Below are 26,814 nucleotides of genomic sequence, written 5' to 3'. Positions count from 1 at the left end.
CGGGGGCGGGGAGACTCCCGCGTCCCCGAGGTTTCCGGACCGCTCGTGTCACGCTGCTCGTGTCACGCCGGTCGTGTCACTCCGGCCGTCTCACCCCTGCGGCACCGCCACCGGCGCCAGCAGGGCCGTCAGCAGCGGGCGCAGCCTGGTCGTACGCTCCTCGGACGGGATGTCCGTCACCGCGCGCGCCAGCGCCTGGTCGACGCCGTGGACGACCGACAGATGCCGGTCCCCCCGGCTGAACGCCGTATAGACCCAGGGCCGGTTCAGCCCCTGTGCCGCGTCGCCGGGGAGCACCACGACCGCCGCCGGCCAGCGCATCCCCGCCGCCTGGTGCGCGGTGAGCGCCCAGCCGTGGCGTACGGCCCGCTCGACCCGGTCCCGCGCCACGACGACCGGTGTCCCCGCGCAGTCCAGCCGCAGCCCTTCGGCGTCCGCCGAGACCACCGCGCCCTGGAGCGCCCGGCCCGGCGCCGGTACGTACGCGACCCTGTCCCCGGGGTCGAAGCCGCCGAACGCGCCCGGGCCCGGGTTGAGCCGCTGCTTGAGCGCCGCGTTGAGCGCGCGGGTCCCGCAGGGGCCGCCGTGGCCCACGGTGATCACCTGGGTCTCGCCGGCGGCCACGCCGAAGGCGCGCGGCACCGACTCCGCCACCAGCTGTACGGCCCGGTGCACCGCCTCGCCGGCGTCCCGCACCGGGACGATCACGACCTCCTTGCCGGGCGCCTCCACCGGAGCCAGCTCACCGGCGCCGATCCCCGAGACCAGCTCGCCCAGCGGGCCGGGATCGGGTGTACGGGAAGCGACGCGCGGGCACACCCCGGCCGCCAGCAGATCCGCGAAGACCCGCCCGGCGCCCGCCGACCACAGCACCCCGGGGTCGCCGCTGAGCACCAGCCGGCCGCCGTCCGGCAGGGACTCCACGAGCATCGCGGCCGTCTCCACGTCCAGCTGCGGCGCGTCCAGCACCACGAGGAGATCGAGCGCGAAGGCGCCGTCCGCGTCCCGACCGGGGCCCTCCGCGCCGGCCAGCAGCCCGGCCACGGTGACCACGCCGGTCCCGGCGCCGCCGGCCGGGTCCAGCCGCGCGCGGCCGTTCTCGCTGTGGGCCGCGACCACCGCGCGCAGGCCGAGCGCGCGTGCCGCGGCGGCCAGGGCGACCGGCTCGGCGCGCGCCGCCTCGCCGCCGGTGTGCAGGACCAGCCCGTGGTCCGCGACGGCGCGGATCAGCTCGGCGGCCGAGGGCGAGGGGGCCCCCGCGGCGGCCTCCGCCCATGCCGCGCCGCCCCGGGCCGCCCCGGAGGTCTCCCGGGCGGTCTTCACCAGCCGCGCGAGCCCGTCGGCGAGGCTCTCCTCGGCGAGCGCGTACCGGTCGAGGCCCAGCAGCACCGGCGCGGGCGGGGCGTCCCCGGCCCCGCCTCCGTCGGCGGCCCCGGTCCCGTCCGTGCCGTGGGGCTCCTCGGCCGTCTCCTCGCTGTCCCCGGACTCGAAGCCGTCGGCCTCGAAGTCATCGGCGCCGAGGTCGTCGGCGCCCTCCCGGAACACCAGCACGGCCCCCTCGGCGACGGCGTGCCGTACGGCCTCGTCCGGGTCGGGCACCGCGTGCCCGGCGAGCGCGGTGCGCACCGACGACGCGTCCAGCGCCGTATGGCCCCGGAGCGCGGCGCGCTCCAGCAGCCGGCCGACCAGCGCGGCGGCCCGCCGCTCGTCACCCGGGCCGCACGCCGCTCCCAGCAGCGCCCGCGCGAACCCGTCGGCCTGCTCGGGCCGTACGCCCGGTACGGCGAGCAGCAGCCACGGATTCGCGCGCAGCGCGTCGGCGGCCCGCTCCCCGAGCGCGGCGCAGAGCTGTCCGGCGAGCGCCTCCGGGGCCCCGCCCTCCCCGAGCACGCCCCGTACGGCCGCCATCGCCTCCGGCGGCGCCTCGGCGGCCCGGCCGGGGGCGGCGGGCGCGGCCGGCCGCGCCGGGACGGGCGCCCGATCCGGTACGGGGGCGGGCGCGGGCGTCCGTACGGGCGCGGCCCGCGCCAGCAGGGACGGGTCCACCGGGGCGCCGCTCTCCATGGCCCGCACGGCGGCGAGCAGATCGGCGGCCTGCCCGCTCAGCTTCGTCCCCGCGGCGATCGGCCCCTCCTTCTCCGCCTTGCGCCGCTCGATCCGCTCCCGCAGCTCCCGCTGCGCCGCCAACTCGGCGGCGGCTTCGGACACTTCGGGCTCGGCCGCCTTGGGCTCGGCCGTGCCGGACGGCGCGTCGGTGTCAGCGTCGGTGTCAGTGTCAGCACCGATGTCGGTGTCAGCGTCGGTGTCGGCGGGCTCGGTCTCGGGCACCGGCACGGGCTCGGCCTCCTCCACGGCGGCGGGGTCGCGATCCGTACTCACAGCGTGCTCCAGTCCTGATCGGGATAGCGGTGCACAGGCGCCGACACATCGTCGAGCGCCCGGCAGATCTCGTCAGGAAGACTAAGGCTCTCCACTGACAGCGCGGCCGAGAGCTGCTGCGCGTTGCGCGCGCCGACGATCGGCGCGACCACCCCCGGACGGTCCCTGACCCAGGCCAGCGCCACTTCCAGCGGGGTCGTCGCCAGCCCGTCGGCGGCCGTCGCGACCGCGTCCACGATCCGCCGCGCCGCGCCGTCGAGATAGGGCTCGACGAACGGCGCCATCTGCTCGGACGCGCCCCGCGAGTCCGGCGGGGTGCTGTGCCGGTACTTGCCGGTGAGGACCCCGCGGCCGAGCGGGGACGAGGGCAGCAGCCCCACCCCGAGATCGTTCGCGGCCGGCAGCACCTCGCGCTCCACCCCGCGCTGGAGCAGGGAGTACTCCATCTGGGTGCTGGCCAGCCGGGTGCGTGTCCCGGGCGCGGCGAGCTGCCAGGTGGCGGCCTTGGCCAGCTGCCAGCCGCAGAAGTTCGACACCCCCGCGTATCGCGCCCGGCCGCTGGTGACCGCGATGTCCAGCGCGCTGAGCGTCTCGTCCAGCGGGGTCTCGGTGTCGAAGGCGTGGACCTGCCACAGATCGACATAGTCCGTCCCGAGCCGCTCCAGCGAGTCGTCCAGGGCCGCGAGCAGATGCCCCCGGGACCCGTCGAAGCGCCGGTACGGATCGGGCACACTGCCGGCCTTCGTCGCGATGATCAGGTCCCGGCGCGGTATGAGCCGCTCAAGGATGCGGCCGAGCAGATACTCGGCCTCCCCGCCCCCGTACACGTCGGCCGTGTCGACCAGGGTGCCGCCGACCTCCCAGAACGTCTTCAACTGGTCGGCGGCGTCATGTTCGTCGGTGTCCCGTCCCCAGGTCAGGGTGCCGAGCCCGATCCTGGACACACGCAGGCCGGTACGGCCGAGATGCCTCTGCTCCATGGCGGTTGAGATTACTGGCCGTGGCGGCACGCGGAGCGAGCCTGTGGACAACCGGGCGCCCCCGCGGCTCCCCGGGGCCCCTGACGGATCACCCGGCGGCGCGCTAGAGTCCCGTGAACAGGCACGTTACTCATCGGTAATCCATTGGCATATCGGCATATCGGCAGGCACAGCGCCGATCGGCAAGGGGAGTGGCTATGCGGCTCGGCATCAATCTCGGTTACTGGGGCGCGGGAATGGACGGGGACAACCTCGCCGTCGCGCAGGAGGCGGACCGGCTCGGCTATGACGTCTGCTGGGCGGCCGAGGCGTACGGCTCCGACGCCCCGACCGTACTGAGCTGGGTGGCCGCGCACACCGAGTCCATCGACGTCGGCTCCGCGATCCTCCAGATCCCCGCGCGCCAGCCCGCGATGACCGCGATGACCGCGGCCACCCTCGACTCCCTCTCCGGCGGCCGGTTCCGGCTCGGCCTCGGCGTCTCGGGACCGCAGGTCTCCGAGGGCTGGTACGGCGTGAAGTTCGACAAGCCGCTGGCCCGCACCCGCGAGTACGTCGAGATCGTCCGCCGCGCCATGTCCCGGGAGCGGCTCTCGTACGAGGGCGAGCACTGGACGCTGCCGCTGCCCGGCGGCCCCGGCAAGCCGCTGAAGCTCACGGTGCACCCGGAGCGCGAGCACATCCCGCTCTACATCGCGGCGATCGGCCCGAAGAACCTGGAGCAGACCGGCGAGATCGCGGACGGCGCGCTGCTGATCTTCCCCTCCGCCGGTCATCTGGAGGAGACCGCGATCCGGTATCTGCGGGCGGGCCGCGAGAAGGCCGGTCTGACCATGGACGGCTTCGACGTCTGTCCCACCGTGCCGCTCGCCGTCGGCACGGACATCGCCGCGCTCGCGGACACGTTCCGCCCGTACACCGCCCTGTACGTCGGCGGTATGGGCAGCCGGAAGCAGAACTTCTACAACCAGCTCGCGCAGCGCATGGGGTACGAGAAGGAGGCCGCCGAGATCCAGGACAAGTACCTCTCCGGCGACAAGACCGGCGCGGGCGCCGCCGTACCGCACGAGCTGATCGACTCGACGACGCTGCTCGGTACGGTCGAGCGGATCGCCGACCGGATGACGGAGTACGCGGAGGCGGGCGTCACCACGCTGACCCTCGCGCCCGCCGGATTCACCCTGGACGAGCGGCTCGCCGCGCTGCGGACCGGCACCGAGGCCCTGGAGCGCGCCGGGCTCGCCTCGTAACCCCGGCGGCGCGGCCCGCGCGGGCGCGGCCCCTCCCGGCCTTCCCCGGCCGCCGGGGCCGCGCCGGCCGTCAGAGCCAGCCGCGCCGTTTGAACTGGCGGTGCAGCCCGAAGACCACGAGCGCCATGAAGGTGAGCACGGCCGGATAAGCCCATACGTACCTCAGCTCCGGCATGTGCCGGAAGTTCATCCCGTAGATCCCGGCGACCATGGTGGGCACGGCGGCCATGGCGGCCCACGCCGAGATCTTCCGCATGTCGTCGTTCTGCCGGACGCCCATCTGCGCGAGATGCGCGGACAGGATGTCGGAGAGCAGCCGGTCGAGCCCCTCCACCTGCTCGTTGGCGTGCAGCAGATGGTCGTTGACGTCCCGGAAGAACGGCTGCGCGTGCTCATGGACGAAGGGCACCCCGGTCCCGGAGAGCCGGGCCATCGGCGCCGCGAGCGGGCCGCTGGCCCGGCGGAACTCCAGTACCTGCCGCTTGAATCCGTAGATCCGCGCCGCGGTCGGCGTCCCGGTCGCCGCGTCCCGGGCGCGGGGCCCGCCGGCGCCGTCGCCGCCGTCCGGCGCGAAGACATCGGCCTCCAGCTCCTCCAGATCGGCCTGCAACTCCCCGGCCACCTCGATGTAGTGGTCGACGATCGCGTCACTGACCGCGTACATGACGGCGGTGGGCCCGTGCTTGAGCACCTCGGGCTCCGCCTCCAGCCGGCTCCGTACGGCCGCCAGCGGGGCGCCCTCGCCGTGCCGGACGGTCACGACGAACGAGTCGCCTATGAAGACCATCAGCTCGCCCGTGGACACGCTGTCGCTGCCGTGGTCGTAGACCACGGGCTTGAGGACCATGAACAGCGAGTCGTCGTAGACCTCCAGCTTGGGCCGCTGATGCGCGGTGAGCGCGTCCTCCACGGCCAGCGGATGCAGCCCGAACTCGCGGCTCACCAGCTCGAACTCCTTCACCGTGGCCTCGTGCAGCCCGAGCCAGAGGAACGCGTCGCCCTCGGCCCGGGCCTCGGCGAGGGCGTCGGAGAAGTCGGCGGGCCCGTCGGTACGGCGTCCGCCGCGGTAGATGGCGCAGTCCACGATCACGGCGGGCATTCTTCCCTTTTCCGGCCAGGAGCGCATCCCCCGGCCACCGCCGCCCGGCGACCGTTGTCCTACCGAGGCTCTACGCTGGCCGCATGGCCACGTTGATCCTCGTACGTCATGGGCGGTCCACCGCCAACACCGCGGGGCTGCTCGCCGGCTGGACGCCCGGTGTCGCCCTCGACGAGCGGGGGGCCGCGCAGGCCGCGGCGCTGCCGGGACGGCTGGCGGGGGTGCCGCTGGCCGCCGTTGTCTCCAGCCCGCTCCAGCGCTGTCTGGAGACGCTCCAGCCGCTGCTGGACGCCCGGCCGGGCACCGAGGTGCGGACCGACGACCGGATCGGGGAGTGCCACTACGGCGACTGGTCGGGCCGCAAGCTCGCCGAGCTGGCCGACGAGCCGCTGATGACGGTCGTGCAGCAGCACCCCTCCGCCGCCGCGTTCCCCGGCGGCGAGTCGATGCGCGCGATGCAGGCGCGCGCCGTCGAGGCCGTCCGGGAGTGGAACGCGCGGGTGGAGGAGGAGCACGGCGAGGACGCCGTCTTCCTGATGTGCTCGCACGGCGACATCATCAAGGCCCTGGTGGCGGACGCGCTGGGGATGCATCTCGATCTCTTCCAGCGGATCCATGTGGACCCGTGCTCGGTGACGGCGGTCCGCTACACCCGGCTGCGCCCCTTTGTGCTGCGCCTCGGCGACACGGGCGATCTCGGCGCGCTGGCACCGCGCGCCGGCCAGGACGCGGGACCGGCCGCCGGACCGGGCACGGTCGGGGGCGGCGCGGGAGCGACGTGATCGGTCGGCGCAGTAGGGTGGACGCGCCGTCCGAGCGATGCCGAGGGCGGCGCTTTCCCCGCTCTGTTCCGATTCCGATTCCGACGATCTCCAAGGGAGACAGGACGTGTCCCGTCAGGTGTTCCTCTACGACCCACCGGACCGCTTCGTGGCCGGTACGGTCGGGCTGCCTGGACGCCGTACGTTCTTCCTCCAGGCGTCCGCCGCCGGGCGCGTGACCAGCGTCGCCCTGGAGAAGACCCAGGTGGCGGCGCTCGCCGAGCGTATCGACGAGCTGCTCGACGAGGTCGTGCGCCGGACCGGCGGGAACGCGCCCGTGCCGGCCGTGGCGCCCGCCGAGGTGACCGACTCCGCCCCGCTCGACGCGCCCGTCGAGGAGGAGTTCCGGGTCGGCACCATGGCGCTGGCCTGGGACGGCGACGAGCAGCGCATGATCATCGAGGCACAGGCGCTCGTCGAGCTGGAGGCCGACACCGACGAGGATCTCGCCGAGGCCGAGGAGCGGCTGCTCCAGGACGAGGAGAACGGGCCGCCGATGCTCCGGGTCCGGCTCTCCGGCACCCAGGCCAGGGCCTTCGCCAAGCGCGCCCTGGACGTGGTCAACGCGGGCCGGCCGCCGTGCCCGCTGTGCAGCCTGCCGCTCGACCCGGAAGGACACGTATGCCCGCGCCAGAACGGATACCGCCGCGGAGCGTGACCGCTGTCGAGCTGCTCACCAAGGGCGAGCTGACGGTGCGTGGCCGGATCCGTGAGGCGTCCAACGGGGTGCTCTACTGCTCGGTCGCGTACGAGGGCCGGGAGGCGTCCTGCGTCTACAAGCCCGTCGCGGGGGAGCGGCCCCTGTGGGACTTCCCCGACGGCACGCTCGCCCAGCGCGAGGTCGCGGCGTACGAGGTCTCCGAGGCGACCGGCTGGCACCTCGTCCCGCCGACCGTGCTCCGGGACGGACCGTACGGCGAGGGCATGTGCCAGCTCTGGATCGACCTGGAGCCGGACGACGACGCGGACGCGGTGAACGACGCTGAGGATACGGCCGCCGACGAGGAAGCGGCCCGCGCGGACGACACCCCCGACGCGGACTTCGGCCCGCTGCTCGCCCTCGTCGACGAGGAGCGCCCCGGCGACGGCTGGAAGGCCGTCGGCCGCGCCGAGGTCGGCGAGGGCCGGACCGCCCTGCTGGTGCACGCCGATGACGAGCAGCTGCGGCGTCTCGCCGTCCTCGACGCCGTCATCAACAACGGCGACCGCAAGGGCGGCCATCTGCTGCCCGCGCCCGGCGGCCACCTCTACGCCATCGACCACGGCGTCACCTTCCATGTGGAGGACAAGCTGCGCACCCTGCTCTGGGGCTGGGCGGGCGAGCCGCTGACCGACGAGGCGCTGGCGGTGCTGGCCCGGCTGGAGGAAGCGCTGGTGCCCGCCGCGCCCCTCGCCACCCGACTGGCCGAACTCATCACCGTGGCCGAGACCGATGCCGTACGCGCCCGGGTCCGTGAGCTGCGCCACACCGGCCGGCACCCGGAACCCTCCGGGCAGTGGCCGCCGATTCCCTGGCCGCCGGTGTGAGCCTGATCCCGGCCTGATACCCGGCGCCCGTAAGCAGTTCGCGACGGAACGCGCAAGAGCGCCTCATCGGCCAAGATCGGCCATCCGGTTCGTATCCGGAACTTCCATCCGGTTACGCTCATGACATGCATGCCTGGCCCGCTTCCGAGGTCCCCGCCCTGCCTGGCAAGGGCCGCGACCTCACGATTCACGACACCGCGACCGACGGCCGCGTCACCCTCGCGCCCGGTCCCGTCGCCCGTATCTACGTCTGCGGCATCACGCCGTACGACGCGACCCACATGGGTCACGCGGCGACCTACAACGCGTTCGACCTCGTGCAGCGCGTGTGGCTCGACACGAAGCGGCAGGTTCACTACGTCCAGAACGTGACCGATGTCGACGATCCCCTGCTGGAACGGGCGGCGCGCGACGGGGAGGACTGGGTCGGGCTCGCGGAGCGCGAGACGGCCCTCTTCCGCGAGGACATGACCGCCCTGCGCATGCTCCCGCCCCAGCACTACATCGGCGCCGTCGAGGCGATACCGGGCATCGTGCCGCTGGTGGAACGGCTGGTGGAGGCCGGTGCCGCGTACGAACTCGAAGGCGACGTCTACTTCTCCGTGGCGGCCGATCCGCACTTCGGACAGGTCTCGCGGCTCGACGCCGAGGCGATGCGGCTGCTCTCGGCCGAGCGCGGCGGCGACCCCGACCGGCCGGGCAAGAAGAACCCGCTCGACCCGATCCTCTGGCTGGCCGCCCGGCCCGGCGAGCCGAGCTGGGACGGCGGCTCCCTGGGCCGCGGCCGGCCCGGCTGGCACATCGAGTGTGTGGCCATCGCCCTCGACCATCTCGGGATGGGCTTCGACGTCCAGGGCGGCGGCAGCGATCTGGCCTTCCCGCACCACGAGATGGGCGCCTCGCACGCCCAGGCGCTGACCGGGGAACACCCCTTCGCCCAGGCGTATGTGCACGCCGGGATGGTCGGCCTGGACGGCGAGAAGATGTCCAAGTCCCGGGGCAATCTCGTCTTCGTGTCCAGCCTGCGCCGCGCGGGTGTGGACCCGGCGGCGATCCGGCTCGCGCTCCTCGCGCACCACTACCGCGCCGACTGGGAGTGGTCCGACCAGGTCCTCCAGGACGCCGTGGCGCGGCTGGCGCGCTGGCGGGCCGCGGTGTCGCGGCCCGACGGACCGTCCGCAGAGGCGCTGGTCGAAGAGGTCCGCGAGGCGCTGGCCGACGACCTGGACGCGCCCGCGGCGCTCGCGGCCGTCGACCGCTGGGCCGCGCTCCAGGAGTCCACGGGCGGTACGGAGGAGGGCGCGCCCGGCGTGGTCTCGCGCACCGTCGACGCGCTGCTCGGCGTCGCGCTGTAGCCGCCCCGGTCCGATCGGCTCGGGGCCCGATCGGGGTACGGCCGTCGCGCCGTACCCCGGCCGGGCCGTCGTGCCGTACCCCCGTATCCCGTCAGGACATGGTGCGTACGAACGCCTCGGTGCCGCCCTGCGACTCGACCCACTCCGCCAGCTGCCGCAGCCCCGTCTCCGTGTCCATCACGGGGGAGTAGCCGAAGTCCCGCTCGGCCGCCGAGGTGTCGTACGTACGGGACCGGGTCATCAGCGCCACCGAGTAGCGGCTGAGCGGAGGTTCGCGCCGGGCCGCGAGCGCCGGGATCCGCCAGAGCAGCTCCACCCCCGCGACCAGCGCGTCCCGTACCGGCGGCGGCACCCTGCGGGTGGGCGGCGTACCGCCGAAGAGTTCGGTGAGCCGCAGGATCATCTCCCGCGCGTCCACGGGCTCCCGGTCGACGATGAAGTAGGCCCGGCCGCCGACCCGTTCGGCCGGGGCCCCGGTGGCGAGCAGCGCGGCGGATACCGCGTTGTCGCAGTGGCAGAGCGAGGTCAGCACCCGCTTGTCGCCGGCGAGATCGGGGAGCTTGCCCGCCACCAGCTTGGCGATCAGGTTCGGCAGGAAGCCGGAGCGGTCGCGCGGCCCCCAGATCCCCCGGGGACGCAGCGAGACCGTGGTGAACTCCGGCCCGTGGGCGGCCAGTACGCGCTGCTCGGCGGCGGCCTTGGTCTCGGAGTAGAGATTGAAGAACCGGTCCGGGTACGTGATGCTCTCGTCGATGCCGAACCGGTCGCCGTCCCGGGGGTTCATCAGCGCGCTGGGCGTGCTGATGAAGACGAAGCGGCGGGCCCCGGCGCTCCGGGCCGCCGTCAGCAGCCGCTCGGTGCCCGCGACATTGGTCTCCCAGAACTGCGCGCGGGTGCCGCGCTGTCCGACCAGGGCGGCGCTGTGGTGCACCACGTCGACGCCCTCGGCGGCCCGGCGCAGCGCGTCGGCGTCGCCGAGATCGCCGTACACCGGTTCCACCCCGGGCAGCGCCGTCAGTCGGCCGATGTCGTTGCCCGGCCGCACCAGCACCCGGACGTGGTGGCCCGCGCGCACGGCGCCGTCCACCAGATGGCCGCCGAGAAATCCCGACGCGCCGGTCACCAGCACCTTCATCAACCGCACCTCTCCGCTGTCATCTGCGGAGCAGGGTAGACCGGTTGTGATCACTTTCAATCATTGGTCCGCGCTACTGGCTGAATTGTGCGCACACATGGCGAAGCGGCCGGTGCGGCGGGGGCCGTCGTTCCCCCGCCGCACCGGCCGTCTGTCCCGCTGTTGTCCTCAGTCCCCGGAGGACCCGTCCTCGTTGTCGGCGGGCCCGTCCTCCGGGGAACCGTCCGCGGGTCCGTCCGCCGGCCCCGGGCCTCTGCCCGTACCCCCGCCCGGACCGGAGAGGTCGCGCGGGGAGCGCGGCGGGCGGGCGCGGCCGCCGCCCGAGGCGTCGCGCAGATACGGCGGGCCGTCCCCGCCCTCCGTGGCATGGCCGCCCGGCGCGGGTCCCGGTCCCGGCCCGGGCCCCGGACCGCCGTCGCGCCGGCGCAGATACCGCTCGAACTCCCGGGCGATGGCCTCGCCGGACGCCTCGGGCAGCTCGGCCGTGTCCCGCGCCTCCTCCAGCGACTGGACGTACTCCGCCACCTCGCTGTCCTCGGCGGCCAGTTGATCCACCCCCAGCTGCCAGGCCCGCGCGTCCTCGGCCAGCTCGCCGAGCGGGATCCGCAGCCCGATCAGATCCTCCAGCCGGTTGAGCAGCGCCAGCGTCGCCTTGGGATTGGGCGGCTGCGACACGTAGTGCGGCACGGCGGCCCACAGGCTCACCGCCGGCACACCCGCGTGGGTGCACGCCTCCTGGAGGATGCCGACGATGCCGGTCGGCCCCTCGTACCGGGTCTCCTCCAGGTCCATCGTCCTGGCCAGATCCGTGTCCGAGGTGACCCCGCTGACCGGCACCGGCCGGGTGTGCGGGGTGTCGCCGAGCAGCGCGCCCAGGATGACCACCATCTCCACACCCAGCTCATGGGCGAAACCCAGCAGCTCGTTGCAGAACGAGCGCCAGCGCATGGACGGCTCGATACCGCGCACCAGCACCAGGTCACGAGGGGTCTCCCCGCCCACCCGCACCACGGAGAGCCGGGTGGTCGGCCAGGTGATCTTCCGCTGGCCGCCCTCCAGATAGACCGTGGGCCGATTGACCTGGAAATCGTAGTAGTCCTCGGCGTCCAGCGCCGCGAACACCTCGCCCTTCCACTCCCGGTGCAGATGAGCCACCGCCGCGGAGGCCGCGTCGCCCGCGTCGTTCCAGCCCTCGAACGCGGCCACCATGACCGGGTCGATCAGCTCGGGAACCCCGTCGAGCTCGATCACCCAGTGCCTCCTTCCGAAGTTTCCTTTTTCTACGCACCAACCTTACGGCTTTCGCCGTCCCCGGCCGCAGCCCCGTGCACGGCCGGGTGAACTTCTCCGGACCCGGTCGCGGACCGGTGCGGCCCCGTTCTCTCCCTGTCCAATTCCCCGGTGATTCATCCGAGCGCTGAGGCTCGATTTCGCCGCGGCTCTGGACGGTCGCGCGCAGGCGGCGCTATACATCGGATGACCGCAAGAGATCCGATGTTCTGTACGAGAGGCGCGCATGACCGAGACCGTCACCGGGTTCACGGTGCACGACATCCGCTTCCCGACCTCCGAGCAGCTCGACGGCTCCGACGCCATGAACCCCGACCCCGACTACTCGGCCGCCTATGTGGTGCTCCGTACCTCCGCCGGCGGTGAGGGGCACGGCTTCTGCTTCACCATCGGACGCGGCAACGAGGTCATGGCCGCCGCCATCGAGGCGCTGCGGCCCCATGTCGTCGGACGCCCCGCCCCCCGCACCGCCGCCGATCTCGCCGAACTCTCCACCGCGCTCACCCATGACTCCCAACTGCGCTGGCTCGGCCCGGAGAAGGGGGTCATGCACATGGCCGCCGGCGCGGTCATCAACGCCGCCTGGGACCTCGCGGCCACCGGCGCGGGCCTGCCGGTCTGGGAGTTCCTCGCCGGGATGACCCCCGAGGAGCTGGTCTCGCTCGTCGACTTCCGCCATCTCACCGACGCGCTCACCCCCGACGAGGCGCTGGCCCTGCTGCGCGCCGCCGAGCCCGGCCGCGCCGAGCGCGCCGCCCGGCTGCGGGCCGGCGGCTACCCCGCGTACACCACCTCGCCCGGCTGGCTCGGCTACTCCGACACCAAGCTCGTCACCCTCGCCCGGCAGGCCGTCGCCGACGGCTTCCGGCAGATCAAGCTCAAGGTCGGCGCCGATCCCGACGACGACGTACGGCGGCTGCGCCTCGCCCGCGCAGCCGTCGGCGACGACATACGCATCGCGCTCGACGCCAACCAGCGCTGGGACGTCCCCGAGGCGCTGCGCCGGCTGGCCGACTTCGCCCCGTACGCACCGCACTGGATCGAGGAGCCGACCAGCCCGGACGACATCCTCGGCCACGCCGCCGTCCGCGCCGGACAGTCCGTCAGGGTCGCCACCGGTGAACACGCCGCCAACCGCGTCGTCTTCAAGCAGCTCCTCCAGGCGGAGGCCGTCGACTACGTCCAGATCGACGCGGCCAGGGTCGCCGGGGTCGGTGAGAACCTGGCGATCCTGCTCCTCGCCGCCAAGTTCGGCGTCCCCGTCTGCCCGCACGCCGGCGGGGTCGGCCTCTGCGAACTCGTCCAGCACCTCGCGATGTTCGACTACGTCGCCGTCTCCGGCAGTCAGGAGGACCGCGTCATCGAGTACGTCGACCACCTCCACGAACACTTCGCCGACCCCGTCGTCGTCACCGGCGGCCGCTACCGCGCGCCCACCGCGCCCGGCTTCTCGGCCAGGATGCTCCCCGCGTCCCTCGCCGCCCACCGCTACCCCGACGGATCCGTCTGGGCGGCCCGTACCGGCGCGTCCGGCCCGCGGAAGGAGAACGGATCATGATGGCGGTACGGGACTTCGAGGGACTCGGTGCCCTGGTCACCGGCGGTGCCTCCGGTATCGGCGCGGCCGTCGCCGCCCTGCTGGTGGCGCGCGGCGCACGCGTCGCCGTACTGGACCGGGAGACCGGCGGCGCGCCCGCCGGGACCCTGCCGCTCACCGCCGACGTCACCGACGACGCGGCGGTCCGTACGGCGGTGGACACGGCGGCCCGGGAGTTCGGCGGGCTGCACACCGTCGTCTCCAACGCGGGCATCGGCGCCCTCGGCACCGTCGCGGACAACCCCGACGACGAGTGGCTGCGCGTACTCGACGTCAATGTCCTCGGCATGGTCCGCACCGCCCGGCACGCCCTGCCGCATCTGCGCCGCGCCGCAGCCGGGCGGCCCGGGGCGGTCTCCGTCACCCACACCTGCTCGATCGCCGCCACCGCCGGGCTCCCGCAGCGCGCGCTCTACAGCGCCAGCAAGGGCGCGGTGCTCTCGCTGACCCTGGCGATGGCCGCCGACCACGTCCGCGAGGGCATCCGCGTCAACTGCGTCAACCCCGGCACCGCCGACACCCCCTGGGTGGGCCGGCTCCTCGACGCGGCCGACGACCCCGCCGCCGAACGCGCCGCCCTCGCCGCGCGCCAGCCCACCGGCCGGCTGGTCGGCGCGGACGAGGTCGCGGCGGCCGTCGCGTATCTCGCGAGTCCGGCGGCGGCGGCCGTCACGGGTACGGCGCTCGCGGTCGACGGCGGGATGCAGGGACTGCGGCTGCGCCCCCTCGCCTGAGCGGGGCGTACGCGCCGCCCGCCCGGGCTCACAGCGTCGATCTGAGCCACATCTCGACGCTCGCCACATGGACCGTCGCCCAGGATCTGGCCGCCTCCGCGTCCCGGTCGCGGAGCGCCGCGAGGATCGCGCGGTGCTCGTGGAGGGTCCGGGCGACGGCGTCCTCCTGGGTCAGCCCGCGCCAGACCCGGGCCCGGGTGGTCGGCCCCGACAGCCCGTCCAGCAGCGAGCAGAGCACCGCGTTGCCCGAGTGGCGCACGATCGACCGGTGGAACTCCAGGTCGGCCGCGACCAGTTCGCCGACCGACGGCGCCGGCCCCAGCGCGGTCAGCGCCGCGTCCAGAGCGTCCAGCTCCGCCTCGGTGATCCGGGGGGTCGCCAGCGCGGTCGCGGCGGGCTCCAGGATGCGGCGTACGGCGAGGAACTCCAGCACGGTGTCGTCCCGGTGGAAGTCCACGACGAAGCTCAGCGCCTCCAGCAGCAGCTGCGGGTCGAGGCTCGTGACGTACGTACCGTCGCCCTGGCGCACATCGAGGATGCGGATCAGCGACAGCGCGCGCACCGCCTCGCGCAGCGAGTTGCGGGACAGCCCCAGCTCGGCGGCGAGTTCGCTCTCCTTGGGAAGACGGTCGCCGGGGCGCAGCGCGCCGGAGACGATCATTTCCTTGATCTTCTCGATGGCCTCGTCGGTGACAGCCACGGGCGACCTCCAGACATCCGATGTATCGCCCCATTATGCGGGCGGACCGGCCCGGCGGGCGAGGCCCCTCCCCGGTGGGAGGCGTACCCCGCCCGCGATCCGGACGTCCGAGGCCGCCATCCGGACGTCCGGCGGTCGGCCCGGCTCGTCCGTCGGCCCGGCCGTCAGCTCCGCTCGGCCAGCAGCTCCGCGACCCGGGCCCGGACCGGCTCCGTGTCCAGTCCCCGGATGGTGAGCGTGGTACGGCGGCGCAGCACGTCGTCGACCGTCTCGGCCCACTCGTGGTCCCGGGCGTACACGACCTGCGCCCAGATCTCCGGGGCGTCCGGGTGGATCCGCTCGCCCAGCTCCGGGTACTCGTTGGCCAGCCGCACGATGTCGAACGCCAGCGAGCCGTAATGGGTGGCGAGATGGCGGGCGGTGTCGGGGGCCATCGAGGGGCCGGTGCCGCCGCCGTCGATCAGCAGTCGGTGGGCGACCGCGTTCGGGCTGGCGATACCGGGCAGCGGAAGCTTCTTGGGCAGCTGGGACACCGGCTCCATGCCCTGGCCGAGCGGGTGCCCCGGCAGCGACTCCAGCTTCTTCAGGACCGTACGGCCGATATGGCGGAAGGTGGTCCACTTGCCGCCCGCGACCGAGAGCATGCCGCCCCGGCCCTCGGTCACGACCGTCTCGCGCTTGGCCTTGGAGGTGCTCCCGGGGCCGCCGGGCAGGACGCGCAGCCCGGCGAAGGAGTAGGTGATCAGATCGCGGGTCAGCTGCTGGTCCCGTACCGAGAACGCGGCCTCGTCCAGGATCTGCGCGATGTCCTTCTCGTTGACCGCGACATCGGCGGGCTCGCCCTCGTACTCCTCGTCGGTCGTGCCGAGCAGCAGCATGTCCTCCCACGGGAGGGCGAAGGTGATGCGGTACTTGTCGATGGGCGTGGCGAGCGCGGCCTTCCACGGCGCGGTGCGCTTGAGAACGAGGTGCGCGCCCTTGGAGAGCCGGATGGACGGCGCCGCGTCCGGGTTCTCCAGCTTGCGCAGGTGGTCGACCCAGGGGCCGGTGGCGTTCAGCACCAGCCGGGCGTCGACCCCGAACTCCGTACCGTCGAGCGCGTCCCGCAGCTCGGCGCCGGTGACCCGGCCCTGGGTGAAGCGGAGCCCGGTGACCGACGCGTGGTTGAGGACGGTGGCGCCGGAGTCGACGGCCGCGCGGACGGTCATCAGTGCCATCCGCGCGTCGTTCATCTGGTCGTCGCCGTACACGGCCACGGCCTTGAGGTTCTCCGTACGCAGCTCGGGCACGGCCTGCCGGGCCTTGTCCGGGCTGATCACATGGCCGACGCCGTCCCCGAACGCGGAGAGCGCCGAGTAGGCGAAGACGCCCGCGCCGAGCTTGGCCGCGCCGTGCGGGCCGCCCTTGTAGACGGGCAGATAGAAGGTGAGCGGATTGGCCAGGTGCGGTGCCACCTGCCGGGACACCGCGCGCCGCTCGAAGTGGTTCTCCGCCACCAGCTTCACCGCGCCGGTCTGCAAGTAGCGCAGCCCGCCGTGGAGCAGCTTGGAGGAGGCGGAGGACGTGGCGCCGGCGAAGTCGCCGCCGTCCACCAGGGCCACCCGCAGTCCCGACTGGGAGGCATGCCAGGCGGTGGAGATGCCCAGGATGCCGCCGCCGATCACCAGCAGGTCGTAGGTGGCTCTGGCCAGCTGGTCCCGGGTCTCGGCGCGGCTCGGCAGGGAACCGCCGGCCGGGTGCGTCCCCAGTGCGGGAACGCTCTGCAGGGTGCTCATGCGTAACTCCTCTTCAGCTCTCGCCGGCGCTGCGGCGCGTCAGCTGTCCGGTGGTCCGGTGGTCAGCTGTCCTCGTTGTCGAGCCAGCCCATGGTCCGCTCGACGGCCTTGAGCCAGTTCTTGTACTCGCGGTCACGGGTGGCCGCTTCCATCCGGGGCGTCCACTCGGCGGCCCGGCGCCAGTTGGCGCGCAGGGCGTCGGTGTCCGGCCAGAAGCCCACGGCCAGTCCGGCGGCGTAGGCGGCGCCGAGGCAGGTCGTCTCGGCGACCATCGGACGCACCACGGGGGCGTCCAGGACGTCGGAGAGGGTCTGCATCAGCAGGTTGTTGGAGGTCATTCCGCCGTCGACCTTGAGCGAGGTCAGCTCGACACCGGAGTCCTTGGTCATGGCGTCGCTGATCTCGCGGGTCTGCCACGCCGTGGCCTCCAGCACCGCGCGGGCGATGTGCGCCTTGGTGACATAGCCGGTCAGACCGGCGATGACACCGCGGGCGTCGGGGCGCCAGTGCGGGGCGAAGAGGCCGGAGAAGGCGGGGACGAAGTACGCGCCGCCGTTGTCCTCGACCGAGGACGCCAGGGTCTCGATCTCGGCCGCCGACTTGATCAGGCCCATCTGGTCGCGCATCCACTGCACCAGCGAGCCGGTGACCGCGATGGAGCCCTCCAGCGCGTACACGGCGGGCTGGTCGCCGATGCGGTAGCCGACCGTGGTCAGCAGGCCGTTGTACGAGTTGACGGGCTTGCCACCGGTGTTCATCAGCATGAAGGTGCCGGTGCCGTACGTGGACTTGGCCTCGCCCTCGGCGAAACAGGTCTGGCCGAACAGGGCCGCCTGCTGGTCGCCGAGCGCCGAGGCGACCGGGATGCCGTCGAGCGCGCCGCCCTTGGCGTGTCCGTACACCTCGGCGGAGGACCGGATCTCGGGCAGGATCGCGGCCGGGACCTGCATGGACTCCAGGATCTTCGGGTCCCACGCGAGGGTGTGCAGGTTCATCAGCATGGTGCGCGACGCGTTGGTGACATCGGTGACGTGGACGCCGCCGTCGGTGCCGCCGGTCAGGTTCCAGATGACCCAGGAGTCCATCGTCCCGAAGAGGATGTCGCCGCGCTCGGCGCGCTCGCGCAGCCCCTCGACGTTGTCCAGCAGCCAGCGGGCCTTCGGGCCGGCGAAGTAGCTGGCCAGCGGGAGTCCGGTCTCGCGGCGGAAGCGGTCCTGGCCGACGTTGCGGCCCAGCTCGCGGCAGAGCGCGTCGGTACGGGTGTCCTGCCAGACGATGGCGTTGTGGACGGGCTCACCGGTGTTCTTGTCCCAGAGCAGGGTGGTCTCGCGCTGGTTGGTGATGCCGATGGCCTTCACGTCGGCGGAGGTGATGCCCGCCTTCTCGATGGCGCGGGCCACGACTTCCTGGACGTTCGTCCAGATCTCGACGGCGTTGTGTTCCACCCAGCCCGGCTTGGGAAAGATCTGCTCGTGCTCCTTCTGGTCGACGGCGACGATACGGCCGTCCCGGTCGAAGACGATGCAGCGGCTGGAGGTGGTGCCCTGGTCGATGGCCGCGATGAAGGGGCCCGTGCCGTGGGAGGAGGTGCCGGTGGTGGTGTCGCTCACGGTGTCTGCTCCTGCTCGGTGCGAAGGGGGAGGGGAGATGCGGTCGGGGGTGTCACTTCAGCGCCCAGTTGTAGTAGCCGCCGGCCAGCGCGGCGCCTATCAGCGGAGCGACCACCGGTATCCACGCGTAGCTCCAGTCGGAGCCGCCCTTGTTGGGCAGCGGCAGCAGCGCGTGCACGATGCGCGGGCCCAGGTCACGGGCCGGGTTGATGGCGTACCCGGTCGGACCGCCCAGCGACAGGCCGATGCCCACCACGACGAACGAGGTGATCAGCACACCCAGCACCCCGAGGCCGTTGCCCTTGTCGTTGAGGCCCTGCGTGAGGATGGCGATGACCAGCACGAAGGTGGCGATGATCTCCGTGAGCATGTTCTGGACCACGTTCCGGACCTCGGGTCCGGTGGAGAAGACGCCCAGCACGGGACCCGCCTTCGGGGCGGTCTTCTGGTCGACCATCCCCTCCACCGACGGCTGCGCCGCGATGATCTCCGGGTCGGTGAGATGGGCCTTGAACTGGCCCAGATACGCCACCCACACGAGGAAGGCGCCGATCATCGCGCCCAGCATCTGGGAGGCGATGTACAGGGGGACGTCCCCCCACTTGATGCCGCCCTCGATCGCGAGACCGAGTGTGACGGCCGGGTTCAGCAGCGCGCCGGATATGGGCGCCGAGAGATACGCGCCGACCATGACCGCGAAGCCCCAGCCGAAGCTGATGGCCACCCAGCCCGCGTCCCGTGACTTGGAACGCTTGAGAACAACCCCGGCGACTACGCCGCCACCGAGCAGGATCAGCAGGGCGGTACCTGTGACCTCGCCTATGAAGATGTCGAAGTTGGACACCCGAGACTCCTTCGTCCAGGGGGAGGGCAGACCTCCGGCTCGCACCGGATGGTCCGCGCCCTCAGGGGGTGAGGGCGTTACCGGCCAGTGGCGTTGTCACACACTAACTCGTATAGCCGATAAGTGTTCGACAATGCCGACCGTTGTCCGGCAGTTTTCTCCGCTGGGGGATGTTCCGTCAAGAGTGCGGCGGTCGAAACCTCACTCCATACCGATGATCGGGCATACCGCTCAAAAGCGCCCGGCGCCGATGTCCCGGGAAACGGCGCGCGCGCACTCGCGTACCGCCGCCACCAGCTCGGACCGCAGCTCGCCCGCGGGACAGATGCGCTCCACCGCGCCGGTGATGGCGATCGCGCCCACCGGCATCCGCCGCCGGTCGTGGATGGGCGCGGCCACCGCGGCCACGCCCTCCCAGGTCTCCTCGACGTCCGCGGCCCAGCCGCGCGCCCTGGTCAGGTCGAGCACCGCCTCGAAGTCGGCCAGACCGGTGACGGTGCGCGGGGTCAGGGCCGGGCGCTCGCTCTCCACCGCCTCGCTGTGCGCCACCGGGTCGTACGCGGAGAGCACCTTCCCCAGCGCGGTGGAGTGCATGGGCTGCATGGCGCCCACCTCCAGCACCTGCCGGCTGTCGTCCGGCCGGAAGACATGGTGGACGATCAGTACGCCCTGCTGGTGGACCACGCCCAGATGCACGCTCTCGCCGCTGGAGCGGGCCAGGTCGTCCGTCCAGACCAGCGCCCTGGCCCGCAGCTCGTGCACGTCCAGATAGCTGTTGCCGAGCCGCAGCAGCTCGGCCCCCAGCTGATAGCGCCCGGACGCGGCGTCCTGCTCGACGAATCCCTCCGCCTGGAGGGTGCGCAGGATGCCGTGCGCCGTTCCCTTGGCCAGCCCGACGGAGGCGGCGATGTCGGACAGGCCGAGCCTGCGCTCGCCGCCCGCGAGCAGCCGGAGCATGGCCGCCGCCCGTTCCAGCGACTGGATGTTCTTCGCCATCGGACCCGGACCTCCACTACGTTCGACAATGCTGAACACTATCGGTCGATGCCGACCAATTCTCCTCATGGAGAGGGGTCTCTCAAGACCGCGTGCCCGGGAGAATCCCGGACACAGGATGCCGTCCAGTCGCTGGGACGCCGCCCCGGACCGGGCCCTTCCCGGCTACGCTGGCCGGGTGCGTCTGCCACCAGCCAGGCGCAAAGCCGACAGCCGTCGCAACCCGGGAGTACTCACATGGCCTCGTCGCCGACCCCCTCCACCGACAGCCGGACCCGTATCGACGCCCTGCGCGAGGCGCTCGCCACCCGCGTGGTGGTCGCCGACGGGGCCATGGGCACCATGCTCCAGGCCCAGGATCCGACGATGGAGGACTTCCAGGATCTGGAGGGCTGCAACGAGATCCTGAACGTGACACGCCCGGACATCGTCCGCTCCGTGCACGAAGAGTATTTCGCGGTCGGCGTCGACTGCGTCGAGACCAACACCTTCGGTACCAACTACGCCGCCCTCGCCGAGTACGACATCGAGGACCGGGTCCACGAGCTGTCCGAGGCCGGCGCCCGGATCGCCCGCGAGGTGGCCGACGAGTTCACCGCCGCCACCGGACAGCAGCGCTGGGTGCTCGGCTCCATGGGCCCCGGCACCAAGCTGCCCACCCTGGGCCACGCCCCGTACGGCACCCTGCGCGACGCCTACCAGCAGAACGCCGAGGGCATGATCGCCGGCGGCGCCGACGCGCTGCTGATCGAGACCACCCAGGACCTGCTCCAGACCAAGGCCGCCGTCCTCGGCGCCCGCCGGGCCCAGCGGATCGCCGGTACGAACCTCCCGGTGATCTGCTCCGTCACGGTGGAGACCACCGGCACGATGCTCCTCGGCTCCGAGATCGGCGCGGCCCTCACCGCCCTGGAGCCGCTCGGCATCGACATGATCGGGCTCAACTGCGCCACCGGCCCCGCCGAGATGAGCGAGCACCTGCGCTATCTCGCCCGTCACTCCCGTATCCCGCTCTCCTGCATGCCCAACGCCGGCCTGCCCGTCCTCGGCAAGAACGGCGCCCACTACCCGCTCTCCGCCGCCGAACTCGCCGACGCCCAGGAGACCTTCGTCCGCGAGTACGGCCTCTCCCTGGTCGGCGGCTGCTGCGGTACGACACCGGAACACCTGCGCCAGGTCGTCGAGCGGGTCCGGGGCGCCGACCTCGCCGAGCGGACCCCGCACCCCGAGCCGGGCGCCGCCTCGCTCTACCAGACCGTGCCGTTCCGCCAGGACACCTCGTACCTCGCCATCGGTGAGCGCACCAACGCCAACGGCTCGAAGAAGTTCCGCGAGGCCATGCTGGCCGGCCGCTGGGACGACTGCGTGGAGATGGCCCGCGACCAGATCCGCGAGGGCGCCCATCTGCTGGACCTCTGCGTCGACTACGTCGGCCGCGACGGCGTCGCCGACATGGCCGAGCTGGCCGGCCGCTTCGCCACCGCCTCCACCCTGCCGATCGTCCTCGACTCCACCGAACTGCCCGTCCTCCGCGCCGGACTGGAGAAGCTCGGCGGCCGGGCCGTCATCAACTCCGTCAACTACGAGGACGGCGACGGCCCCGAGTCCCGCTTCACCAAGGTCACCGAACTGGCCGTCGAGCACGGCGCCGCGCTCATCGCGCTCACCATCGACGAGGAGGGCCAGGCCCGTACCGTCGAACACAAGGTGGCCATCGCGGAGCGGCTGATCACCGACCTCACCACCAAGTGGGGCGTGCATGAGTCGGACATCCTCATCGACTGCCTCACCTTCACCATCTGCACCGGCCAGGAGGAGTCCCGGGGCGACGGCATCGCCACCATCGGCGCGATCCGCGAACTCAAGCGCCGCCACCCCGATGTGCAGACCACCCTCGGCCTCTCCAACATTTCCTTCGGACTGAACCCGGCGGCCCGGATCGTCCTCAACTCGGTCTTCCTGGACGAGTGCGTCAAGGCCGGCCTGGACTCCGCCATCGTGCACGCCTCCAAGATCCTGCCCATCGCCCGGCTGGAGGAGGAGCAGGTCAAGGCCGCCCACGACCTGATCTACGACCGGCGCGCCGAGGGATACGACCCGCTCCAGAAGCTCATGGAGCTGTTCGAGGGCGTCAACACCAAGTCGATGAAGGCCGGCCGCGCCGAGGAGCTGCTCGCGCTGCCGCTGGACGAGCGCCTCCAGCGCCGCATCATCGACGGCGAGAAGAACGGCCTGGAGGCCGACCTCGACGAAGCGCTGACCAGCAGGCCCGCGCTGGAGATCGTCAACGACACCCTGCTCGCGGGCATGAAGGTCGTCGGCGAGCTGTTCGGCTCCGGCCAGATGCAGCTGCCGTTCGTCCTCCAGTCCGCCGAGGTCATGAAGACGGCGGTCGCCCACCTCGAACCGCACATGGAGAAGTCGGACGACGAGGGCAAGGGCACCATCGTGCTCGCCACCGTCCGCGGCGACGTCCACGACATCGGCAAGAACCTCGTCGACATCATCCTCTCCAACAACGGCTACAACGTGGTCAACCTGGGCATCAAGCAGCCCGTCGCCGCCATCCTCGACGCGGCCGAGGAGCACCGCGCCGATGTCATCGGCATGTCGGGGCTGCTGGTCAAGTCCACCGTGATCATGAAAGAGAACCTCCAGGAGCTGAACCAGCGGCAAATGGCCGCCGACTACCCCGTGATCCTCGGCGGCGCCGCGCTCACCCGGGCGTATGTCGAGCAGGACCTCCACGAGATCTACGAGGGCGAAGTCCGCTACGCCCGCGACGCGTTCGAGGGCCTGCGGCTGATGGACGCCCTGATCGCCGTCAAGCGCGGTGTCCCCGGCGCCGCCCTCCCCGAGCTGAAGCAGCGCCGCGTCAGGGCCGTGACCGCCCCGGTGGCCGAGGAGCGCGCCGAGGAGGGCACGGTCCGCTCGGACGTCTCCGTGGCCAACCCCGTCCCCACCCCGCCGTTCTGGGGCACCCGGGTGGTCAAGGGCATCCAGCTCAAGGAGTACGCCTCCTGGCTGGACGAGGGCGCGCTCTTCAAGGGCCAGTGGGGACTGAAGGAGGCCCGCAAGGGCGGACCCAGCTACGAGGAACTGGTCGAGACCGAGGGCCGCCCGCATCTGCGCGGCTGGCTGGACCGGATGCACACGGAGAACATGCTGGAGGCCGCCGTCGTCTACGGCTACTTCCCCTGCGTCTCCAAGGGCGACGACCTGATCCTGCTGCGCGACGACGGCTCCGAGCGCACCCGCTTCACCTTCCCGCGCCAGCGCCGCGGCCGCCGCCTCTGCCTCGCGGACTTCTTCCGCCCCGAGGAGTCCGGCGAGACGGACGTGGTCGGCCTCCAGGTCGTCACCGTCGGCTCGAAGATCGGCGAGGCGACCGCCGAGCTGTTCGAGGCCAACTCCTACCGCGACTACCTCGAACTGCACGGGCTCTCCGTCCAGCTCGCCGAGGCCCTCGCCGAGTACTGGCACGCCCGCGTCCGCTCCGAACTGGGCTTCGCCGGCGAGGACCCGGCCGAGGTCTCCGACATGTTCGCGCTCAAGTACCGCGGCGCCCGCTTCTCGCTCGGCTACGGGGCCTGCCCCGATCTGGAGGACCGCGCCAAGATCGCGGAGCTGCTGGAGCCCGAGCGCATCGGAGTCCAGCTCTCCGAGGAGTTCCAGCTCCACCCGGAGCAGTCCACCGACGCCATCGTGATCCACCACCCCGAGGCGAAGTACTTCAACGCCCGCTGAGCGCCCCCGGCACCCGCGTCGTACACTGGTCGGTCCAGCGCAGGCCGGTCGCCTGTCCCGGTGGGAAAGTGCCCACCGGGCGGGGGGCCGGCCTTCTCGTCCCCATGGAGGTGTGCCGGATGACCAGTACGGTCCCCGCGTCCTTGACCCGTACGGCCGAAGGGTCCGCCCTTCAGGCGGTGCTCCTCGACATGGACGGCACCCTGGTCGACAGCGAGGGGTTCTGGTGGGACGCCGAGGTCGAGGTCTTCAAGACCCTCGGGCACGTCCTGGACGAGTCCTGGCGCGATGTGGTGGTCGGCGGGCCCATGACCCGCAGCGCGGGCTTCCTGATCGAGGCCACCGGCGCCGACATCACCCTCGCCGAGCTGACCGTGCTCCTCAACGACACCTTCGAGGAGCGCATCGGGCTCGGGGTGCCGCTGATGCCCGGCGCCCGGCGGCTGCTCACCGAACTCGCCGCGCACGAGGTGCCCACCGCGCTGGTCTCCGCCTCGCACCGGCGCATCATCGACCGCGTACTGACCTCGCTGGGCCCGGAGAACTTCGCGCTCACGGTCGCCGGTGACGAGGTGCCCCGGACCAAGCCGCACCCCGATCCGTATCTGCTCGCCGCGCGCGGACTGGGCGCCGACCCGGCGCGCTGCGCGGTCGTCGAGGACACCGCCACCGGGGTGGCCGCCGCCGAGGCCGCGGGCTGCAAGGTCGTCGCCGTACCGTCCGTCGCGCCCATCGCCGCGGCCCCCGGACGGACCGTCGTCGGTTCGCTGGAAGACGTCGACCTGGTATTCCTGCGCGATCTGATGACGCAAAGGTAACGCAAAGGGTACGTCTCGCACACAGAGCGTCGTGGTGTAATGCGAGAGGGAAACTCATCGCATTGGCGCGGATATTTTCCGTAACCTGCCGGTCCTCGGCGGAAGCGGCGCCGAAATGCTTTCCGAGTGAGCTTTATCACCCGTTCCGCCGTCGACAGCGGCCGATGCGGTTGATCCAGTACCGTCGTCGACGGCTGTTCCTGTGCCCTTGTGTCCTGGTTGGTGAGGGCATGCGCGAAAGATTCCTGAGCCGGCATATTCACAGGACGCTAATGTCGATCACTGTGTGATTACGTTTCAGATCGGGCCCGGTCCGGCATTCCCGGTGCCTCCGACTAATCTCGTCGCGAGCACTTCGCCGCATCAACGACGTGTCCCGACGGCCACCCAAGTCGCCATGTACACAGGACCGATCGCCCTGTATCCCGGCCCGATCGCACTGCCCCGACCGGGTAAACGCGGCGGAGTCTCCAGAACCGCTGTATCTCAGTGCCGGATGAGGGAGTACGTCCAGGATGAACCGCAAGACTTTGGTGCTGCCGGTCGTGGTCGGCCTGCTTGCGCCCGTGCTCGCCGGTTGCGGTGGCTCGGACAGCGGCTCCGGCGGTGATGCCATCGTCGTGGGGACCACGGACCAGTACATCGCCACCAAGGACGGCCAGGCGCCCCTGGACCCCGCCTTCGCGTACGACGCGGGCATCTGGAACGTGCTGCGCCAGGTCGTCCAGACGCTGATGTACGTCCCGCGCGGCGGCGGCAAGCCCCTGCCCGACGCGGCCTCCGAGTGCCTCTTCACGGACCGCGGCAACGAGAGCTTCCGCTGCACCCTGCGTGAGGGCCTCAAGTTCTCCAACGGGGACCCCGTCACGGCCAAGGACGTGAAGTTCTCCTTCCAGCGCGTCCTGGACATCAAGAACCCCTCCGGCATCTCCGGTCTGCTCGCCAACATCGACACGATCGAGACCGACGGCGACACCCGGATCATCTTCCATCTGAAGACACCGGACGCGACCTTCCCGTACAAGCTGACCACGACGCCGGCCGGCATCCTCAACCCCAAGGACTACGACGCGAGGAAGCTCCGCGACGGCTTCGAACTGTCCGGCTCCGGCCCGTACACCATGAAGGCCGAGGTCAGCGACAACAAGATCGTCAAGGCCGTCTTCACCAGGAACCCCTTGTACAAGGGCGCGGTCAAGCCCCAGAACGACAAGGTCGAGCTGCGGCCCTTCAAGGACGCCGACACGATGGGCAAGGCACTCGCCTCCGGCGGCATCGATGTCATGACCCGCTCCATGTCGCCCGAGCAGATCCAGAACTTCATCGAGAAGCCGGACGACAGCATCCAGCTCACCGAGATGCCCGGCCTGGAGATCCGCTACCTCGGCTTCGACACCGAAGCGCCCTCCGTCAAGGAGAAGGCCGTCCGCCAGGCCATGGCGTACACCATCGACCGCGGTCAGCTCATCAACAAGGTGTACGGCGCGATGGCCCAGCCGCTCTACTCGCTCATCCCGTCGAGCATCGCCACCCACACCAACCCGTTCTTCAACAAGTACGGCGAGGGCGATGTCTCCAAGGCCGCGGCCCTGCTGAAGGACGCGAACATCACCACCCCGGTCAAGCTCACCCTGAACTACACCACCGACCACTACGGCTCCGCCACGGCCAAGGAGTTCGAGACCCTCAGGGACCAGCTCAACGCCAGCAAGCTCTTCGACATCGACATCAAGGGCACCGAGTGGGCGATCTTCCGGCCCAATGAGATCAAGGGCGAGTACGCCGTCTACGGCATGGGCTGGTTCCCCGACTTCCCGGACCCCGACAACTACATCGACCCGTTCCTCGGCGAGGACAGCTTCCTCCGCACCCCCTACGACAACCGCAAGCTGCGCGACGATCTGATACCCAAGTCGCGCAAGGAGGCCGACCGCAGCGCCGCCGCCAAGACCTTCGGCGAGATCCAGGACATCGTCGCCGAGGACGTCCCCGTGCTGCCGCTGTGGCAGGGCAAGCAGTACGTCGCCTCCCGCAGCGACATCGCCGGCGTCGAGTGGGCCGTCAACTCCTCCGCCGAACTGCACCTCTGGGAGCTGCGCCGGGGCAGCGGCAGCTGACCCGCCCGCGCACACGCGTACGCCGAAGGGCCCCCGGGAA

Annotated in this window: 20 protein-coding genes; 10 read left to right on the top strand and 10 right to left on the bottom strand. The window is 71.8% G+C overall.

The features are described 5' to 3' along the window. Positions 1 to 90: 90 nt before the first annotated feature. Both DVK44_RS04295 and DVK44_RS04290 read right to left on the bottom strand, forming a co-directional pair. Complete coding sequence (locus DVK44_RS04295) at positions 91 to 2,391, bottom strand: helix-hairpin-helix domain-containing protein (protein ID WP_408055387.1); 2,301 nt, start codon at positions 2,389 to 2,391, stop codon at positions 91 to 93. Continuing rightward, entirely contained in the window at positions 2,376 to 3,359 is a 984-nt protein-coding gene (locus DVK44_RS04290; RefSeq protein WP_114658406.1) for an aldo/keto reductase, read from the bottom strand. Before DVK44_RS04290 ends, DVK44_RS04295 begins: the two co-directional genes overlap by 16 nt. Positions 3,360 to 3,556: 197 nt before the next feature. On the opposite strand from DVK44_RS04290, the gene DVK44_RS04285 reads away from it, so the two are divergent. Next, complete coding sequence (locus DVK44_RS04285; protein WP_114658405.1) at positions 3,557 to 4,609, top strand: LLM class F420-dependent oxidoreductase; 1,053 nt, start codon at positions 3,557 to 3,559, stop codon at positions 4,607 to 4,609. A gap of 70 nt (positions 4,610 to 4,679) precedes the next feature. Here the strand turns inward: DVK44_RS04285 and DVK44_RS04280 are convergent, their stop codons facing one another. Further along, the gene (locus DVK44_RS04280; RefSeq protein ID WP_114658404.1) at positions 4,680 to 5,708 is read right to left on the bottom strand and encodes a magnesium and cobalt transport protein CorA; all 1,029 of its coding nucleotides are present in this window, start codon (positions 5,706 to 5,708) and stop codon (positions 4,680 to 4,682) included. Positions 5,709 to 5,791: 83 nt separating this feature from the next. Between DVK44_RS04280 and DVK44_RS04275 the strand changes: the two genes are divergently transcribed. From DVK44_RS04275 to mshC, 4 genes are all read left to right on the top strand, one after another. Continuing rightward, positions 5,792 to 6,490 (top strand): histidine phosphatase family protein, encoded by a 699-nt coding sequence (locus DVK44_RS04275; RefSeq protein WP_114658403.1) that lies wholly within the window; start codon positions 5,792 to 5,794, stop codon positions 6,488 to 6,490. Between the two features lie 106 nt (positions 6,491 to 6,596). Further along, positions 6,597 to 7,187 (top strand): DUF3090 domain-containing protein, encoded by a 591-nt coding sequence (locus tag DVK44_RS04270; RefSeq protein ID WP_114658402.1) that lies wholly within the window; start codon positions 6,597 to 6,599, stop codon positions 7,185 to 7,187. Next, on the top strand, positions 7,151 to 8,056 hold the full coding sequence (locus tag DVK44_RS04265) for an SCO1664 family protein (protein ID WP_114658401.1): 906 nt from the start codon (positions 7,151 to 7,153) through the stop codon (positions 8,054 to 8,056). Before DVK44_RS04270 ends, DVK44_RS04265 begins: the two co-directional genes overlap by 37 nt. 125 nt (positions 8,057 to 8,181) lie before the next feature. After that, positions 8,182 to 9,411, top strand: coding sequence for a cysteine--1-D-myo-inosityl 2-amino-2-deoxy-alpha-D-glucopyranoside ligase (gene mshC / locus DVK44_RS04260; RefSeq protein ID WP_114658400.1), 1,230 nt, complete (start codon positions 8,182 to 8,184; stop codon positions 9,409 to 9,411). Between the two features lie 91 nt (positions 9,412 to 9,502). On the opposite strand, the gene DVK44_RS04255 is transcribed toward mshC, so the two are convergent. Together DVK44_RS04255 and DVK44_RS04250 are read right to left on the bottom strand one after the other, a co-directional pair. Beyond that, entirely contained in the window at positions 9,503 to 10,546 is a 1,044-nt protein-coding gene (locus DVK44_RS04255; RefSeq protein ID WP_114658399.1) for an NAD-dependent epimerase/dehydratase family protein, read from the bottom strand. Positions 10,547 to 10,714: 168 nt separating this feature from the next. Next, positions 10,715 to 11,797 (bottom strand): PAC2 family protein, encoded by a 1,083-nt coding sequence (locus tag DVK44_RS04250; protein WP_114658398.1) that lies wholly within the window; start codon positions 11,795 to 11,797, stop codon positions 10,715 to 10,717. Between the two features lie 265 nt (positions 11,798 to 12,062). On the opposite strand from DVK44_RS04250, the gene DVK44_RS04245 reads away from it, so the two are divergent. Both DVK44_RS04245 and DVK44_RS04240 read left to right on the top strand, forming a co-directional pair. After that, a complete protein-coding gene (locus DVK44_RS04245) occupies positions 12,063 to 13,394 on the top strand; it encodes an enolase C-terminal domain-like protein (RefSeq protein ID WP_114658397.1) in 1,332 nt (443 codons plus the stop codon). After that, positions 13,391 to 14,167 carry an SDR family NAD(P)-dependent oxidoreductase gene (locus DVK44_RS04240; RefSeq protein WP_114658396.1) on the top strand — a complete coding sequence of 259 codons (777 nt, stop codon included), beginning with the start codon at positions 13,391 to 13,393 and terminating at the stop codon, positions 14,165 to 14,167. Before DVK44_RS04245 ends, DVK44_RS04240 begins: the two co-directional genes overlap by 4 nt. 28 nt (positions 14,168 to 14,195) lie before the next feature. Here DVK44_RS04240 and DVK44_RS04235 read toward each other — a convergent pair whose 3' ends face one another. The 5 genes from DVK44_RS04235 to DVK44_RS04215 all read right to left on the bottom strand — a co-directional run bounded on the left by DVK44_RS04235 (position 14,196) and on the right by DVK44_RS04215 (position 20,092). Then, positions 14,196 to 14,867, bottom strand: coding sequence for a FadR/GntR family transcriptional regulator (locus DVK44_RS04235; protein ID WP_114658395.1), 672 nt, complete (start codon positions 14,865 to 14,867; stop codon positions 14,196 to 14,198). Positions 14,868 to 15,031: 164 nt separating this feature from the next. Further along, on the bottom strand, positions 15,032 to 16,642 hold the full coding sequence (locus DVK44_RS04230) for a glycerol-3-phosphate dehydrogenase/oxidase (RefSeq protein WP_114658394.1): 1,611 nt from the start codon (positions 16,640 to 16,642) through the stop codon (positions 15,032 to 15,034). 62 nt (positions 16,643 to 16,704) lie between these two features. Next, positions 16,705 to 18,252, bottom strand: a complete 1,548-nt coding sequence (glpK, locus tag DVK44_RS04225; protein ID WP_114658393.1) for a glycerol kinase GlpK — start codon at positions 18,250 to 18,252, stop codon at positions 16,705 to 16,707. 52 nt (positions 18,253 to 18,304) lie between these two features. Continuing rightward, positions 18,305 to 19,096 carry an MIP/aquaporin family protein gene (locus tag DVK44_RS04220; RefSeq protein ID WP_114658392.1) on the bottom strand — a complete coding sequence of 264 codons (792 nt, stop codon included), beginning with the start codon at positions 19,094 to 19,096 and terminating at the stop codon, positions 18,305 to 18,307. A gap of 231 nt (positions 19,097 to 19,327) precedes the next feature. Further along, a complete protein-coding gene (locus DVK44_RS04215; RefSeq protein WP_114658391.1) occupies positions 19,328 to 20,092 on the bottom strand; it encodes an IclR family transcriptional regulator in 765 nt (254 codons plus the stop codon). A gap of 237 nt (positions 20,093 to 20,329) precedes the next feature. Here DVK44_RS04215 and metH point away from each other — a divergent pair, with 237 nt between their 5' ends. The 3 genes from metH to DVK44_RS04200 all read left to right on the top strand — a co-directional run bounded on the left by metH (position 20,330) and on the right by DVK44_RS04200 (position 26,774). After that, the gene (gene metH, locus DVK44_RS04210; protein ID WP_114658390.1) at positions 20,330 to 23,839 is read left to right on the top strand and encodes a methionine synthase; all 3,510 of its coding nucleotides are present in this window, start codon (positions 20,330 to 20,332) and stop codon (positions 23,837 to 23,839) included. Between the two features lie 119 nt (positions 23,840 to 23,958). Then, positions 23,959 to 24,657: an HAD family hydrolase gene (locus tag DVK44_RS04205; RefSeq protein WP_114658389.1), complete on the top strand. Its 699-nt coding sequence runs from the start codon at positions 23,959 to 23,961 to the stop codon at positions 24,655 to 24,657. A gap of 515 nt (positions 24,658 to 25,172) precedes the next feature. After that, positions 25,173 to 26,774, top strand: coding sequence for an ABC transporter substrate-binding protein (locus DVK44_RS04200; RefSeq protein WP_114658388.1), 1,602 nt, complete (start codon positions 25,173 to 25,175; stop codon positions 26,772 to 26,774). Positions 26,775 to 26,814: the final 40 nt, after the last annotated feature.

It is taken from the genome of Streptomyces paludis, assembly GCF_003344965.1.
In the GTDB taxonomy this organism is placed as follows: domain Bacteria; phylum Actinomycetota; class Actinomycetes; order Streptomycetales; family Streptomycetaceae; genus Streptomyces; species Streptomyces paludis.
The sequence above is the reverse complement of the archived record's forward strand: the minus strand, read 5'-3'. Positions and strand labels throughout refer to the sequence as shown.

What these genes read in the sequence shown, in the direction of transcription:
- DVK44_RS04290 (WP_114658406.1), bottom strand. Translation starts at nt 3,359, where the DNA reads ATGGAGCAGAGGCATCTCGGCCGTACCGGCCTGCGTGTGTCCAGGATC.
- DVK44_RS04285 (WP_114658405.1), top strand. Translation starts at nt 3,557, where the DNA reads ATGCGGCTCGGCATCAATCTCGGTTACTGGGGCGCGGGAATGGACGGG.
- DVK44_RS04280 (WP_114658404.1), bottom strand. Translation starts at nt 5,708, where the DNA reads ATGCCCGCCGTGATCGTGGACTGCGCCATCTACCGCGGCGGACGCCGT.
- DVK44_RS04275 (WP_114658403.1), top strand. Translation starts at nt 5,792, where the DNA reads ATGGCCACGTTGATCCTCGTACGTCATGGGCGGTCCACCGCCAACACC.
- DVK44_RS04265 (WP_114658401.1), top strand. Translation starts at nt 7,151, where the DNA reads ATGCCCGCGCCAGAACGGATACCGCCGCGGAGCGTGACCGCTGTCGAG.
- mshC (WP_114658400.1), top strand. Translation starts at nt 8,182, where the DNA reads ATGCATGCCTGGCCCGCTTCCGAGGTCCCCGCCCTGCCTGGCAAGGGC.
- DVK44_RS04255 (WP_114658399.1), bottom strand. Translation starts at nt 10,546, where the DNA reads ATGAAGGTGCTGGTGACCGGCGCGTCGGGATTTCTCGGCGGCCATCTG.
- DVK44_RS04245 (WP_114658397.1), top strand. Translation starts at nt 12,063, where the DNA reads ATGACCGAGACCGTCACCGGGTTCACGGTGCACGACATCCGCTTCCCG.
- DVK44_RS04240 (WP_114658396.1), top strand. Translation starts at nt 13,391, where the DNA reads ATGATGGCGGTACGGGACTTCGAGGGACTCGGTGCCCTGGTCACCGGC.
- DVK44_RS04230 (WP_114658394.1), bottom strand. Translation starts at nt 16,642, where the DNA reads ATGAGCACCCTGCAGAGCGTTCCCGCACTGGGGACGCACCCGGCCGGC.
- DVK44_RS04215 (WP_114658391.1), bottom strand. Translation starts at nt 20,092, where the DNA reads ATGGCGAAGAACATCCAGTCGCTGGAACGGGCGGCGGCCATGCTCCGG.
- metH (WP_114658390.1), top strand. Translation starts at nt 20,330, where the DNA reads ATGGCCTCGTCGCCGACCCCCTCCACCGACAGCCGGACCCGTATCGAC.
- DVK44_RS04205 (WP_114658389.1), top strand. Translation starts at nt 23,959, where the DNA reads ATGACCAGTACGGTCCCCGCGTCCTTGACCCGTACGGCCGAAGGGTCC.
- DVK44_RS04200 (WP_114658388.1), top strand. Translation starts at nt 25,173, where the DNA reads ATGAACCGCAAGACTTTGGTGCTGCCGGTCGTGGTCGGCCTGCTTGCG.